Origin of the sequence: Microbacterium sp. NPDC089188, assembly GCF_040685155.1 — a bacterium.
GTDB lineage: Bacteria > Actinomycetota > Actinomycetes > Actinomycetales > Microbacteriaceae > Microbacterium > Microbacterium galbum.
This window is the reverse complement of sequence record NZ_JBFBHH010000003.1, coordinates 24,367-37,836: the sequence shown is the minus strand read 5'-3', so window position 1 is coordinate 37,836 and position 13,470 is coordinate 24,367. Positions and strand designations below refer to the sequence as shown.

Sequence of the window (13,470 nt, the reverse complement as noted above, 5' to 3'; positions counted from 1 at the left end):
TTGGGCGCCCCTCAACCAGCCGAATTCGGGACACGCTCCACCAAAAGTGGGACGCGCGCACAGCCGCAGCTCGTCCAGCCCGTCCATGTCCCACTTCTGGCTGGTTGGGCACCCCTCAACCAGCCAGAAGTGGGACACGCTCCACCAGAAGTGGGACGAGGTTCGTGAGACCGACCAAGGAGACCCCATGCTCACCGACGCACAGATCGACGCCATCGCGGCCGAGCTCGCCGAGGCCGACCGCACGCACGCGGTGATACCGCGGATCACGGCGAGGTATCCGGATGCCGTGGTCGAAGACTCCTACGCGATCCAGGGCCGCTGGCGCGATACGCAGATCGCCGCGGGACGCACCCTCGTCGGGCGAAAGATCGGCTTGACCTCGAAGGCGATGCAGCAGGCGACGGGCATCACCGAGCCCGACTACGGCGTGATGTTCGACGACACGGTCTACCGCTCGGGAGACGAGATCCCGGTCGCCCTGTTCTCGAACGTGCGCATCGAGGTCGAACTCGCGTTCGTTCTGAAGACCCCGCTCGAGGGCCCCGACTGCACGCTCGACGACGCCCTCGCCGCGATCGACTACGCCGTGCCCGCGCTCGAGGTGCTCAACTCGCACATCGAGCTCGAGGGCCGCACGATCGTCGACACGATCAGCGACAACGCCGCCTACGGGGCGATGGTGCTCGGCGACGTGCACAAGCGCCCCGACGAGATCGACCTGCGGTGGGTCCCGGGCGTGCTCAGCCGCAACGGCGAGATCGAAGAGACCGGCGTCGCCGCAGGCGTCCTCGGCCACCCGGCGACCGGTGTGGCGTGGCTGGCGAACAAGTTCCACCAGCACGGCGCGCGCCTGGAGGCGGGCGAGATCATCCTGGCAGGATCGTTCACGCGCCCGATGTGGGTGTCGCAGGGCGACGACGTGCTGTGCGATTACGGACCGATGGGAACGATCTCGTGCCGCTTCGTCTGACCCCGACCTTCCGCGCCGCCCTCGCGGCATCCGATCGCTCCCTCGCGGGCATGTGGGTGTGTTCGGGCAACGCCACGATTACCGAGGTCGCCGCCGGCTCGGGCCTCGACTGGCTGCTGCTCGACATGGAGCACTCGGCGACCTCGCTCGAGTCGGTGCTGACCCAGCTGCAGGTGGCCGCGGCGTATCCGGTCACGCCGGTCGTGCGCGTGCCGTGGAACGACCCCGTGACCATCAAGCGGGTGCTCGACCTGGGTGCGCAGAACATCATCGTGCCGATGGTCTCGACCGCCGACGAAGCCCGCGCCGCAGTCGCCGCCACGCGGTACCCGCCGCAGGGCGTGCGCGGTGTCGGCAGCGCCCTCGCCCGCAGCGCCCGCTGGAACCGCGTCGACGGCTACCTCACCGAGGCCGCCCAGCACGTCTCGCTCACGGTGCAGATCGAGACGACGACGGGAGTCGACAACGCGGCTGCGATCGCCGCGGTCGAGGGGGTGGATGCCGTCTTCGTCGGCCCCAGCGACCTCTCGGCCTCGATGGGCCTGCTCGGGCAGCAGTCGCATCCCGATGTCGTGGCGGCGGTGCATCGCGTGTTCGCCGCAGCGGCGGATGCCGGGACCCCGGTCGGCGTGAACGCTTTCGATCCCGCGGTGGCCGAGGCCTACCTCGACGCCGGAGCGGATTTCGTCGCGGTCGGCGCCGACGTCGCTCTGCTGGCCCGCGCGTCCGAGGCGCTGGCGGCGCGGTTCGTCACCGCCCGCGCGGAGCAGCGCGACAGCTACTGAGCGCGCGCCGTCCCGAGGGCCGCGAGCTCGGCCCGCGTGGAGACGCCGGCTTTGCGCAGCAGGTTCGACACGTGGAACTTCGCGGTGTTCTCGCTGATGCCGAGGCGTTCGGCGATCGCGCGATTGCGTGAGCCCGCGACGACCAGGCTGAGCACCTCGCTCTCGCGGGGGCTGAGGTCGACCGCCTCGTCGAGGAAGTCGGGGCGCGGGGGCGGATCGAGCGGCAGCACGACCGACAGCTCCGACCCCCACCCGGGAGTCGAGGCGACGTCGAACGCGCCGTTGAGCGCGCTGACCCGCTCGACGATCGGTCCCAGCGAGTCGTCGTGAGCGGTGAGGGTGCCCGCTCCGTCGTCGCGGATGCCGATGAGCAGGTTCAGCCCGTCGCAGTCCCATTGGATGCGCACGCGGTGTGGAGTGCCCCGGTCGAGTAGGGCGAGCACGGCGCTGCGGACGATCGCCCGGGCCTCGTGCGCGACTTCACCCGGCAAGGCGCGCCCGGTCGCCGGAGGCTCGACGAACTGCACGTCGAGGTCGCCGTGCCGGACGAGCGGACGGAGGTCGGTGCGCAACCGGGCGAAGGCCCCGGTGACGGGCTCGAGCAGGGCGCTGCGCTGCTGATCGGTGGAGGTCCGCAGCACGACGAGGGCGGCGGCCGCGGTCTCCACGGCGAGGGCGCGCGCGGCCCGGTCGTCGAGACGCGTGGACCGCAGGATCGCCAGCACCGATTCGAGCGTCACGGCGTGGCGGTCGGCCTGCTCGGCGACGACGCGTTCGTGCTCGATGACGAGGGCGCGGGACGCGGGAGACGACAACTCGGCGGACGACTTCACCCGCCCAAACCTAGCCGACGGAGCCAAACCTACCCGATCGGGTAGGTCGACCTCTGCCGTCGACCGGCCTCGCGCTCCGCTCCCCCGGCGAAGCATGGACACATGACCTCCCCCGACGCCGGCATCGCGGCATCCCTCACCCGCATCTCGGGCGAGCTGACCTCGGTCGTCGACAGCCTCGCCACCGGCGACGGCGCGGACGACGTGCTCGAGGTGCTGGGCGGCGCCGACCGCGTCTTCGTCCTCGGCGCCGGGCGCTCGGGCCTCGCGCTGCAGATGACGGCGATGCGCCTCATGCACCTCGGCCTCGCCGTGCACGTCGTCGGCGAGACCACCGCCCCCGCGATCCGCGCCGGCGACGTGCTCCTCACCGCCAGCGGCTCGGGGACGACGACCGGCATCGTCCGCGCCGTCGAGACGGCCACCGAGGTCGGCGCGCGCGTCGTGGCGATCACCACCGCGCCCGACTCGCCCCTCGGGCGAGCGGCGGACGCCCTCGTCGTGGTGCCCGCCGCGACGAAGCTCGATCGCTCGGGCACGGCCTCCACCCAATACGCCGGCGGTCTGTTCGAGCAGGCCGTCGTCCTCGTCGGCGATGCGGTCTTCGACGCGCTCTGGCAGCGCTCGGGCCTCTCGGCCGACGACCTGTGGCCCCGCCACGCGAACCTCGAATGACCCTCCACCCCGACAGTCAGGACCCCCGAATGAAGCTGCAGTTCGCCATGGACACCCTCACCACCGAGGCCGCCCTCGACCTCGCCGCCGCCGCGGCGCCGCACGTCGACATCCTCGAGCTCGGCACCCCGCTCATCAAGAGCGAGGGCCTCTCGGCCATCACCGCCATCAAGAAGGCGCACCCCGACAAGATCGTCTTCGCCGATCTGAAGACGATGGATGCCGGCGAGCTCGAGGCCGACATCGCCTTCGGCGCCGGAGCCGACCTCGTGACGGTGCTCGGCAGCGCCGGCGACAGCACGATCGTCGGAGCCGTCACCGCCGCCAAGAAGCACGGCAAGGGCGTCGTCGTCGACCTCATCGGGGTCGCCGACAAGCCGGCCCGCGCCAAGGAGGTCATCGCCCTCGGCGTCGAGTTCGTCGAGATGCACGCCGGCCTCGACGAGCAGGCCGAAGAGGGCTTCACCTTCGCCACGCTGCTGCGCGACGGAGAAGCCTCGGGCGTGCCGTTCTCGGTCGCCGGAGGCGTCAACGCGTCGAGCATCGCCGACGTGCAGAAGTCGGGCGCCCAGGTCGCCGTCGCCGGCAGCGCCATCTACAGCGCCCCCGATGTGGGCGCCGCCGCCGCCGAACTGCGCGCCGCGATCGTCTGAGCGCCGACCGCATCCCGAGAACGACGAAGGGCCGGACGATCGCTCGTCCGGCCCTTCGTGGTGTCGAGGGTCAGTCCTCGTCTTCGTCGTCTTCGTCGTCGTCGCCGACGATCTCGATGTCTTCGACCTCGAGCTCGGGCGTGAGCTGCACGTGCACGAGAGCGTCGGGGAACGAGGTCTGACCGGCGAAGACCACGATGATCGCGTCGGCGAAGACGCCCACGCCGATCGCCTCGAGGTCGGTGCGCAGGTCGACGTCGGCATCGAGCTCGTCGTCGTCGAGGGCGTCTTCGATGTCGCTCGCGACCTCTTCGACGATCGCACGCCAGCGCTCCTCGCCGACCGAGAGCACGTCCTTGAGGTTGCTCATGATCGCGTCGAGGTCGGGGGCATCTTCCTCGTCGATCTCGGGGTCGAGGTCGACCTCCACCTCGACGCCGGCGGCATCCAGGTGTCCCGACCCGATGACGCTGTCTTCGTCGATCTGGGCGTCGTCGAGCAGGCCGCTCTCGGTGACGCGGCGGAGGAGGTCGTTCAGCACGGACTCAGTCATGAATCAACGATCCCACGTCCGGCTCCCCGGTGTGAACACCTTGCGCGCGCCGCGACGGCTGTTCAACCCGCGCTTGCGCGCGGTTCACCTCAGACGGATGCCGCCCGCTCGGCCGCCTCGACCACGTTGGTCATCAGCAGGGCCACGGTCATCGGTCCGACCCCGCCCGGGTTCGGCGAGACGAACCCGGCGACCTCGGCCACGTCGGGGTGCACGTCGCCGTACACGCGGGACTTCCCGGTCTCGGGGTCGGTCTCGCGCGTGACGCCCACGTCGAGGACGGCAGCTCCCGGCTTGACGTCCTCCGCGCGCACGATGTGCTTCACGCCCGCCGCGGCGACGATCACGTCGGCCTGACGCAGATGCGTGGCGAGGTCGGCGGTGCCGGTGTGGGTGAGGGTCACGGTCGCGTTGATCTCGCGGCGGGTCAGCAGCAGCCCGATCGAGCGGCCGATCGTGACGCCGCGGCCGACGACGACGACCTCTTTGCCCTTCAGGTCGTAGTCGTTGCGCAGCAGCAGCTCGATGACCCCGCGCGGCGTGCACGGCAGGGGCGTGTGGATCGGCGCGTTGACGTTGAGCACCAGACGACCGAGGTTCGTGGGATGCAGGCCGTCGGCATCCTTCGCCGGATCGATGCGCTCGAGGATCGCGTCGGTGTCGATGTGCTTCGGCAGCGGCAGCTGCACGATGTAGCCGTGGCAGGCGGGGTCGGCGTTGAGCCGGTCGATGACGGCCTCGACCTCCTCCTGCGTGGCCTCGGCGGGCAGCTCGACCTGGATCGAGTTCATGCCGATAGCCTCGGACTGCTTGTGCTTCATGCCGACGTACAGCTGCGAAGCGGGGTCCGCGCCCACGAGCACCGTGGCGATGCCCGGCACGACGCCGCGTTCGCGGAGTGCCGCGACCCGCTCGGTGAGCTCGGCCTTGATCGCCGCCGACGCGGCCTTACCGTCGAGAATCGTCGCCGTCATGGCATCCCTCGTTCTGTGTGTCATTCGTGTCATGAAGTGGTGCGGTGCCGCGCCCCGAAGCCGCCGGGGGCACGGTCGTCGGTGTCACCGCAGCGATAAACGCTGATCCTCGTGAGACACGCGGCGTCGCACCGTGTTTCGACAGAATCAGCGTTTATCGCGGCCCTGCGCCGGACGAATGCGACGCCGGGGACCGCGCCGCGAAAAGCGGACACCGGATGCCGGGGCGGGGCCGCCTGCGCGACGCCCGCCCCGGCACGGCTCACTGCTGCAGGTCGGGGTACAGCGGGAAGGCCTCGGTCAGCGTCGCCACGCGGGCGCGGAGAGCCTCGACGTCGGCGCCCGGGATCAGCGCGAGGGCGATGATGTCGGCCACCTCGGTGAACTCCACGTCGCCGAAGCCGCGGGTCGCGAGCGCCGGGGTGCCGATGCGAAGGCCCGAGGTCACCATCGGCGGACGCGGGTCGTTCGGCACGGCGTTGCGGTTGACCGTGATGTGGATGTCGTGCAGCAGGTCTTCGGCCTGCTTGCCGTCGATCTCGGCCTCGCGGAGATCGACGAGCACGAGGTGCACGTCGGTGCCGCCCGAGCGCACGGCGATGCCGGCGTTCTTCACGTCGTCCTGGGTGAGACGGTCGGCGAGGATCGCCGCTCCGCGGAGCGTGCGCTCCTGACGTTCCTTGAACTCGGGCGTCATCGCGAGCTTGAACGCCGTCGCCTTCGCCGCGATGACGTGCATGAGCGGACCGCCCTGCTGCCCGGGGAAGACCGCGGTGTTGATCTTCTTGGCGATGTCGGCGTCGTTGGTGAGGATCAGGCCCGAGCGGGGGCCGCCGATCGTCTTGTGCACGGTGGTGGAGACGACGTGCGCGTGCGGGATCGGGCTCGGGTGCACGCCCGCGGCCACGAGACCGGCGAAGTGCGCCATGTCGACCCAGAGGAGGGCGCCTACCTCGTCGGCGATCGCGCGGAACGCTTCGAAGTCGAGCTGACGCGGGTATGCCGACCAGCCGGCGATGATGACCTTCGGCTTGTGCTCGACGGCGAGACGGCGCACCTCGTCCATGTCGATGACCGAGGTCTCGGGGTCGACGCCGTACGCGACGATGTCGTAGAGACGGCCCGAGAAGTTGATCTTCATGCCGTGCGTCAGGTGGCCGCCCTGGTCGAGGGCGAGACCGAGCAGCGTGTCGCCGGGGCGCGCGATCGCGTGCAGCACCGCAGCGTTGGCGGAGGCGCCGGAGTGCGGCTGGACGTTGGCGAACTCGGCGCCGAACAGCTGCTTGGCGCGCTCGATCGCGAGCGACTCGGCGACGTCGACCTCTTCGCAGCCGCCGTAGTAGCGGCGTCCGGGGTAGCCCTCGGCGTACTTGTTGGTCAGCACCGAGCCCTGCGACTGCAGCACCGAGACGGGCACGAAGTTCTCCGACGCGATCATCTCGAGGAAGCCGCGCTGGCGGTTCAGTTCGCGCTCGAGGACCTCGGCGATCTCGGGGTCGACCTCCGAGAGAGGGGCGTTGAAGTACGGATCGGTCATGCGATCTCCTTGACGATGGTTCCGGATGCCGCGGACTCGGCGAGTCCGCGGAGATACCGCATCGACCCAGGCGTGCGGTCGAATACCGTCAAGCGGTCGCTCCCCGGTGGTGTCCCACCTCAACGCCAGTCGCGACGGTGCCACTGTATCGCGTATCACGTGCGCGGCCTCGCGTGACCCGGCATCCACCGTTGCTCCACAGGTTCCTCTCGACGCGGAGGGGGCTGAGCCTGTCGAAGGCGCCACGGTCCGCGTCAGCCCTGTCCGACGCAGAGGTGGCTGGGCTCGTCGAAGCCACCGGGGCCTCCGCGGGTCCCGGTGGCTTCGACAGGCTCAGGGACCTGAGCTGGGCGAGGGGGCTGAGCGTGCCGACGCCGCCGCGGCCGGCGCGGGCCCGGTCTCTTCGACAGGCTCAGGGACCTCGGTTGCGGCGCGATCGGCTCGACGGTGAGCGATCCCGGATGCCGAGCCCGCGGGCCCGCGTAAAATGGCGGGGTGACCGACTCCCCCAACGTCCGCGCGCAGGCGCCCCTCGCTCCCGGCATGCGCCCGCGGCCGACGGCGGTCGAGATCGGCAGCGTCGTCTGCGGCCTCTTCGCCTTCGTGACGCTCGCCATCTGGGGCTTCACCGCGTGGCCGCTGCCGTGGAACATCGTGGCCGGCATCGGCGCCCCGGCCCTGGCCGTGATCGTCTGGGCCCTGTTCGTCTCACCCCGCGCGGTGCTCGCCGTGCACCCCTTCGTGCGCGCCATCGTCGAGCTGTTCGTCTACGCCGCGGCCACCGTGGCGTGGTGGAGCATGGGCCAGGCCTGGATCGGCCTCGGTTTCGCCATCGTCGCCGTCGTCTTCGGCGCCCTGAACGGCCGCCGGCGCCTGGCATGACAGACGAGACGGCGCACCTCACGCCGTCGCAGCGCGCGGGTGACGACGTCCTCGCGCTGCTCCGGGCCGAACTCGGCGCGCGCGTCGACACCGCCCCCGCCGCCCTCGAGGCGGCTCGCGCCGACAAATCGGGCCACGCGGCCGAGGGCCTCCCCCTCGCGGTGGTGCACGCGGCGTCCGTCGCCGACGTCCAGGCCGTCATGCGCATCGCCACCGCCACACGCACGCCCGTCGTGCCGCGCGGAGCGGGGACGGGACTCGCGGGCGGCGCCAACACCGGCGGCGGTGAGATCAGCCTGTCGGTGCGCGCGATGGACCGCGTGCTCGAGGTGCGCCCCGACGATCTGCTGGCCGTCGTCGAACCCGGCATCCTGAACGCCGACCTCAACACCCACCTCGAATCTCACGGAGTCTGGTGGGCCCCCGACCCCGCGAGCCGGGCCATCTCCACCGTCGGCGGCAACATCGCCACCGGTGCGGGTGGCCTGCTGTGCGCGAAGTACGGCGTGGTGCGCGACGCGGTGCTCGGCGTCGACCTCGTGCTCGCCGACGGCCGCCTCCTCCACCTCGGCCACCGCAGCGTGAAGGGGGTGACCGGCCTCGACCTCACCTCGCTCGTGATCGGATCCGAGGGCACACTCGGCGTGGTGGTGGGCGCGACCCTCAAGCTCCGCCGCCTCGTCGAAGGCGAGCGTGTGACCCTGACGGCCCTGTTCGACGGCGTGCGCGCCGCCGCCGTCGCCTGCGCCGCGGTCACGGCATCCGGAGTGCAGCCCGCGATCATGGAGCTGATGGATGCCACGAGCCTCGCCGCCGTGCACCGCCTGCTCTCGCTGCCCACCCCTCCCGCGGGCGCGGCGCAGGTGACGATCCAGACCGACGGCCCCGTCGCGGTCGATGAAGCACGGGCGATCGCCGCGGTGCTGGAGGCCGCGGGAGGACGCGTGTCGGTCGCGGCCGACGCGGCCGAGGGCGAGGAGCTGCTCGCGGTGCGGCGGGCCATGCACCCGGCGATGGAGACGCTCGGCACCCCCCTCATCGAGGACGTGTCGGTACCCCGCAGCGCGCTTCCCGACATGTTCGACGAGATCGCCCGCATCGAACGGCAGTACGGCCTCGTCATCCCCGCCGTCGCCCACGCGGGCGACGGCAACCTGCATCCGAACTTCGTCTTCGAGGGGCCCGAGGTCCCCCCGGTGGTGTGGGAGGCGGCGGAGGAGCTGTTCCGCGCGGCGCTCGCGCTCGGCGGCACGCTCACCGGTGAGCACGGCATCGGCGTGCTCAAGCGACGCTGGCTCGCCGAGGAGTTGGGCGACGATCAGTGGGCCCTGCAACGAGACATCGCCCGCGTCTTCGATCCCCTCGGCATCCTGAACCCCGGCAAGGTGTTCGCTCCCTGAGTCGCGCTTCCCGGCCGGCACGGCCGCGTCGCGCCACGGGCGTGATCAGACCGTGATATTGCTCAGGGCAGACGCGCAGTGTGCGCCTCTACCATTGGAAGACTGACTTCCGGGGGGTTTGACTATGACCGACGGCGCACCTGGCACCGACGGCGCGACGTACGCCTGGGCTCCCGCCGAGCCCCAGCCGCGCAAGAACCGCTCCGGCCTGTGGATCGGCATCCCCGCCGGTGCCACGGCCGTGGCCCTCATCGCCGCTTCGCTCGTGCTGATCGCCCCCGGGGCCTCGGTCGCCGGCGTGCAGATCGGCGGTCTCACGGCCGGCGCTGCGGCGCAGGCCATCGAGTCGCGTCTGGCGCAGACGGCCGTCACGGTCGAGAGCCCCGCGGGCGAGGTCGTCGTGACCGGTGCCGACCTCGGCGCGACCGTCGACGCGGCAGCCCTCGCCGACAAGGCCTTCGCCGACAACCCGATGTGGAAGCCCTCGTCGTGGTTCCCGCAGGGGACGGGCGTGTCCGTCCAGATCGACGAGGCCGAGGCCGCCGCAGCTCTTCGCGACAAGGCCCCCGGCGCGTACCGCGCTCCCGTCGACGCGACCGTCGCGTATGACGCCGGGTCGCAGGCCTACGTGACCACCCCCGCCGAGGCCGGCGAAGGCATCGATGTCACAGCGGTTACCGCGGCGCTGCAGTCGGCATTCGACGCCGGCACCGCTGCGACCACCGTCGAGGCCTCGCTCGTGCCCGTCGACGCCCCCGTCTCCACCGACGAGGCCGCGGCCGCGGTCGGCACGCTCAACGGCATCCTCGATTCGGCCGGCTTCTACGTCGGCGACGAGCGCACCGTCACCGTCGACCGCGCCACCGCCGCCTCGTGGCTCACCGTCACTCCCGACGGCAAGGGCGTGTTCGCGATCTCGGCCGACGAGGCCGCGATCCAGGATGCGGTCGCCGGGCTCCCCGCCGCGGTCGATCGTGGGGCGATCAACGCCGACGTGATCGTCGACACCGGCGGAGAGGTCATCCACACCAACACCGAGGGTCAGACCGGACGCTCGCTCGGCGACACCGCCGGCATCGCCGCGGCCTTCGCCACGCAGCTCGCCGAGGGCAACGGGCGGTACGCCCTGACCGTGGCCGAGACGCCGTTCGAGACGACGAAGACCGAGCGCCGTATCGACGTCAACCTCAGCACGCAGACCACGACGCTCTGGCAGAACGGGCAGGTGTACCGCACCTACACGATCTCGTCGGGCGCGGGCGACCACGCCACCCACACCGGCGAGTTCCGCATCGGCTGGAAGACGGCCATGCAGGACATGGGCTGCGTCCCCGGCTACGACTACTGCACGAAGGACGTCCCCTGGGTCGCCTACTTCAACGGCGACGAGGGCTTCCACGGCACCTACTGGCACAACAACTTCGGTACGCCGATGAGCCACGGCTGCATCAACATGACCATCCCGCAGGCCAAGGAGCTCTACGACTGGGCCTACCGCGGCACCGAGGTGTCGGTCCACTACTGAGCCCGGATCCTTCAGAAGAGGGGCGGATGCCATTCGGCATCCGCCCCTCGTCCCGTTTCGGGGCCCCTCCCTCGAGTGGGCGTGCGACAGCCCGTCCGCTCACGCGGGCGCGACATCACGCGGGCCGTCCCCGTGGGCGCGACGCACCGCAGGAGTTCCCCTCCTCGGCCGGCCCGTCCGCCCCGGGATCGCGTCCCTCGCGCGCACAACTCCTGCGCTACGGCTCGGCCGAATGTTCATCGCCAGCGGGAGCGGCGGCTCTGCAGGAGCTGTGCACGCCGACCCGGGCCGACGGATCGGCCCAACGCACGGTCTCGGGGCGGGGCGACGACGAAAGAGGGGCGGATGCCGATGGCATCCGCCCCTCTCGGGATCAGGCGATCAACGCAGCGCGTCGATGACCGCGTTCAGCGTGGCCGAGGGGCGCATGACCTTCTCGACGAGCGCCGTGTCGGGGCGGTAGTAGCCGCCGATCTCGGCGTGGTGGCCCTGGACCGCGTTGAGCTCGGACACGATGGTCTGCTCCTCCGCCTCCAGCTTCTCGGCGACAGGGGCGAAGACGGCCGCCAGGTCGGCATCCGTCGTCTGCTTCGCGAGCTCCTCAGCCCAGTACAGCGCGAGGTAGAAGTGGCTGCCGCGGTTGTCGATCGTGCCGAGCGCACGGCCCGGCGACTTGTCGTTCTCGAGGAACGTGCCGGTCGCCGCATCCAGCGTCTGTGCGAGCACGCGGGCGCGGTCGTTGCCCGTCGTGTCGGCGAGGTGCTCGAGCGAGGCCGCGAGGGCGAAGAATTCGCCGAGCGAGTCCCAGCGGAGGTAGTCCTCCTCGACGAGCTGCTGCACGTGCTTGGGGGCGGAGCCACCGGCACCGGTCTCGAACAGGCCACCGCCCGCGAGCAGCGGCACGATCGAGAGCATCTTGGCGCTCGTGCCCACCTCGAGGATCGGGAACAGGTCGGTGAGGTAGTCACGCAGCACGTTGCCGGTGACCGAGATGGTGTCCTCACCGCGGCGGATGCGCTCGAGCGAGTACCGCGTGGCCTCGGCCGGAGCGAGGATCTCGATGGTGAGGCCCTCGGTGTCGTGGTCGGCGAGGTACTCGTGCACCTTGGCGATGAGGTTGCGATCGTGCGCGCGGGTCTCGTCGAGCCAGAACACGGCCGGAACGCCGGTCGCGCGGGCGCGCGTGACGGCGAGCTTCACCCAGTCGCGGACAGCCACGTCTTTGGTCTGCGTCGCGCGCCAGATGTCGCCCGTGCTCACCTCGTGCTCGAGCAGCACGTCGCCGTTCGAGGCGACGACCTGCACGCGGCCCGGGGCCGGGATCTCGAAGGTCTTGTCGTGGCTGCCGTACTCCTCGGCGGCCTGAGCCATGAGACCGACGTTCGGTACCGAGCCGATGGTCGCCGGGTCGAGCGGACCGTTGGCGATGACGTCCTCGATGGTCGCCTGGTAGACACCGGCGTACGAGGAGTCGGGGATGACGGCGAGTGTGTCGTCTTCTCCCCCGTCGGCGCCCCACAGCTTGCCGCCGTTGCGGATGAGCGCGGGCATCGAGGCGTCGACGATGACGTCGGAGGGCACGTGCAGGTTGGTGATGCCCTTGTCGCTGTTCACGTACGAGAGGCGGGGGCCGTTCTCGAGACCGGCGCGGATCTCGGCCGCGATGGCCTCGCCGCCCTCGACGTTCGCCAGACCCGCGAGGATCGAGCCGAGGCCGTCGTTCGGGGTGAGCCCGGCGGCCGCGAGGGCGTCGCCGTGACGGTCGAAGACATCGGCGAAGAAGGCCTTCACGACGTGACCGAAGATGATCGGGTCGCTGACCTTCATCATCGTGGCCTTGAGGTGCACCGAGTAGAGCACGTCGTCGGCCTTGGCCTCGGCCAGCGTGTCGGCGAGGAACGCGTCGAGGGCCGCGGCCGAGAGGAACGTGGCATCCACGATCTCGCCCTGGAGGACCTTGAGGCCGTCCTTGAGGGTCTTCGTGGTGCCGTCGGCCGAGACGTGCTGGATGGTGAGCACGTCGTCGTCGGCGATGACGACCGACTTCTCGTTCGAGCGGAAGTCGTCGTGGCCGAGGGTCGCGACGCGGGTCTTCGAGCCCTCGCCGAACGCCTTGTTGCGGTGCGGGTGCTTCTTGGCGTAGTTCTTCACCGCCAGGGGCGCGCGGCGGTCGCTGTTGCCCTCGCGCAGCACGGGGTTCACGGCCGAGCCCTTGATGCGGTCGTACCGGGCGCGGACGTCCTTCTCATCGACGCTCGACGCCTCGTCGGGGTAGTCGGGGATGTCGTAGCCCTGCGCCTGCAGCTCGGCGATCGCCGCCTTGAGCTGAGGGATGGATGCCGAGATGTTCGGCAGCTTGATGATGTTCGCCTCGGGCAGCGTCGCGAGACCGCCGAGCTCGGCGAGGGCGTCGCCCACCTGCTGCTCGGGGGTGAGGCGCTGCGGGAAGGCCGCGAGGATGCGGCCGGCGAGCGAGATGTCGCGGGTCTCGACGTCGACGCCCGCCTGCTTCGTGACGGCCTGCACGATGGGCAGGAACGACGCGGTGGCGAGAGCCGGCGCCTCGTCGGTGTACGTGTAGATGATGGTGGAATCGGGCACGTCAGATCTCTCCGTAGAGGCGGCCAGGGTTGCGAACCAGCCTATCGCACCAGGGCAAAGTCTCTTGATGTCGAGATAG

At 70.8% G+C, this 13,470-nt stretch carries 12 protein-coding genes and 1 riboswitch; of the genes, 7 read left to right on the top strand and 5 right to left on the bottom strand.

Going from position 1 to position 13,470, the window contains the following annotated elements:
- Window positions 1-187: 187 nt before the first annotated feature.
- Window positions 188-973: a fumarylacetoacetate hydrolase family protein gene (locus tag AB0N80_RS10130; protein ID WP_363393253.1), complete on the top strand. Its 786-nt coding sequence runs from the start codon at window positions 188-190 to the stop codon at window positions 971-973.
- On the top strand, window positions 958-1,758 hold the full coding sequence (locus AB0N80_RS10125) for an HpcH/HpaI aldolase/citrate lyase family protein (RefSeq protein WP_315993406.1): 801 nt from the start codon (window positions 958-960) through the stop codon (window positions 1,756-1,758). Before AB0N80_RS10130 ends, AB0N80_RS10125 begins: the two co-directional genes overlap by 16 nt.
- Here the strand turns inward: AB0N80_RS10125 and AB0N80_RS10120 are convergent.
- Window positions 1,752-2,591 (bottom strand): helix-turn-helix transcriptional regulator, encoded by an 840-nt coding sequence (locus tag AB0N80_RS10120; RefSeq protein WP_315993407.1) that lies wholly within the window; start codon window positions 2,589-2,591, stop codon window positions 1,752-1,754. The two genes, AB0N80_RS10125 and AB0N80_RS10120, sit on opposite strands and share 7 nt — an antisense overlap.
- Window positions 2,592-2,693: 102 nt before the next feature.
- Between AB0N80_RS10120 and hxlB the strand changes: the two genes are divergently transcribed.
- Together hxlB and hxlA are read left to right on the top strand one after the other, a co-directional pair.
- A complete protein-coding gene (gene hxlB, locus AB0N80_RS10115; RefSeq protein WP_363578666.1) occupies window positions 2,694-3,266 on the top strand; it encodes a 6-phospho-3-hexuloisomerase in 573 nt (190 codons plus the stop codon).
- Window positions 3,267-3,295: 29 nt separating this feature from the next.
- Complete coding sequence (gene hxlA / locus AB0N80_RS10110) at window positions 3,296-3,919, top strand: 3-hexulose-6-phosphate synthase (protein ID WP_315993409.1); 624 nt, start codon at window positions 3,296-3,298, stop codon at window positions 3,917-3,919.
- A gap of 70 nt (window positions 3,920-3,989) precedes the next feature.
- Here the strand turns inward: hxlA and AB0N80_RS10105 are convergent, their stop codons facing one another.
- The 3 genes from AB0N80_RS10105 to glyA all read right to left on the bottom strand — a co-directional run bounded on the left by AB0N80_RS10105 (window position 3,990) and on the right by glyA (window position 6,983).
- Window positions 3,990-4,472: a cytochrome C5 gene (locus AB0N80_RS10105; RefSeq protein WP_144829129.1), complete on the bottom strand. Its 483-nt coding sequence runs from the start codon at window positions 4,470-4,472 to the stop codon at window positions 3,990-3,992.
- An 89-nt stretch (window positions 4,473-4,561) separates the two neighbouring features.
- The gene (locus AB0N80_RS10100; RefSeq protein ID WP_363578665.1) at window positions 4,562-5,446 is read right to left on the bottom strand and encodes a bifunctional methylenetetrahydrofolate dehydrogenase/methenyltetrahydrofolate cyclohydrolase; all 885 of its coding nucleotides are present in this window, start codon (window positions 5,444-5,446) and stop codon (window positions 4,562-4,564) included.
- Between the two features lie 262 nt (window positions 5,447-5,708).
- The gene (gene glyA, locus AB0N80_RS10095) at window positions 5,709-6,983 is read right to left on the bottom strand and encodes a serine hydroxymethyltransferase (RefSeq protein WP_363578664.1); all 1,275 of its coding nucleotides are present in this window, start codon (window positions 6,981-6,983) and stop codon (window positions 5,709-5,711) included.
- 57 nt (window positions 6,984-7,040) lie between these two features.
- A riboswitch (ZMP/ZTP riboswitch) is annotated at window positions 7,041-7,126 on the bottom strand.
- Between the two features lie 352 nt (window positions 7,127-7,478).
- Here glyA and AB0N80_RS10090 point away from each other — a divergent pair.
- From AB0N80_RS10090 to AB0N80_RS10080, 3 genes are all read left to right on the top strand, one after another.
- A complete protein-coding gene (locus AB0N80_RS10090; RefSeq protein ID WP_315993412.1) occupies window positions 7,479-7,865 on the top strand; it encodes a YrdB family protein in 387 nt (128 codons plus the stop codon).
- Complete coding sequence (locus AB0N80_RS10085) at window positions 7,862-9,265, top strand: FAD-linked oxidase C-terminal domain-containing protein (RefSeq protein ID WP_363578663.1); 1,404 nt, start codon at window positions 7,862-7,864, stop codon at window positions 9,263-9,265. Before AB0N80_RS10090 ends, AB0N80_RS10085 begins: the two co-directional genes overlap by 4 nt.
- 124 nt (window positions 9,266-9,389) lie before the next feature.
- Complete coding sequence (locus AB0N80_RS10080; protein ID WP_363578662.1) at window positions 9,390-10,790, top strand: L,D-transpeptidase family protein; 1,401 nt, start codon at window positions 9,390-9,392, stop codon at window positions 10,788-10,790.
- A gap of 381 nt (window positions 10,791-11,171) precedes the next feature.
- On the opposite strand, the gene AB0N80_RS10075 is transcribed toward AB0N80_RS10080, so the two are convergent.
- On the bottom strand, window positions 11,172-13,391 hold the full coding sequence (locus AB0N80_RS10075) for an NADP-dependent isocitrate dehydrogenase (RefSeq protein WP_363393270.1): 2,220 nt from the start codon (window positions 13,389-13,391) through the stop codon (window positions 11,172-11,174).
- Between the last annotated feature and the right edge of the window lie 79 nt (window positions 13,392-13,470).

Coding starts and splice junctions, on each gene's coding strand:
- hxlB (WP_363578666.1), top strand. CDS start 2,694: ATGACCTCCCCCGACGCCGGCATCGCGGCATCCCTCACCCGCATCTCG.
- hxlA (WP_315993409.1), top strand. CDS start 3,296: ATGAAGCTGCAGTTCGCCATGGACACCCTCACCACCGAGGCCGCCCTC.
- AB0N80_RS10085 (WP_363578663.1), top strand. CDS start 7,862: ATGACAGACGAGACGGCGCACCTCACGCCGTCGCAGCGCGCGGGTGAC.
- AB0N80_RS10105 (WP_144829129.1), bottom strand. CDS start 4,472: ATGACTGAGTCCGTGCTGAACGACCTCCTCCGCCGCGTCACCGAGAGC.
- AB0N80_RS10080 (WP_363578662.1), top strand. CDS start 9,390: ATGACCGACGGCGCACCTGGCACCGACGGCGCGACGTACGCCTGGGCT.
- AB0N80_RS10100 (WP_363578665.1), bottom strand. CDS start 5,446: ATGACGGCGACGATTCTCGACGGTAAGGCCGCGTCGGCGGCGATCAAG.
- glyA (WP_363578664.1), bottom strand. CDS start 6,983: ATGACCGATCCGTACTTCAACGCCCCTCTCTCGGAGGTCGACCCCGAG.
- AB0N80_RS10130 (WP_363393253.1), top strand. CDS start 188: ATGCTCACCGACGCACAGATCGACGCCATCGCGGCCGAGCTCGCCGAG.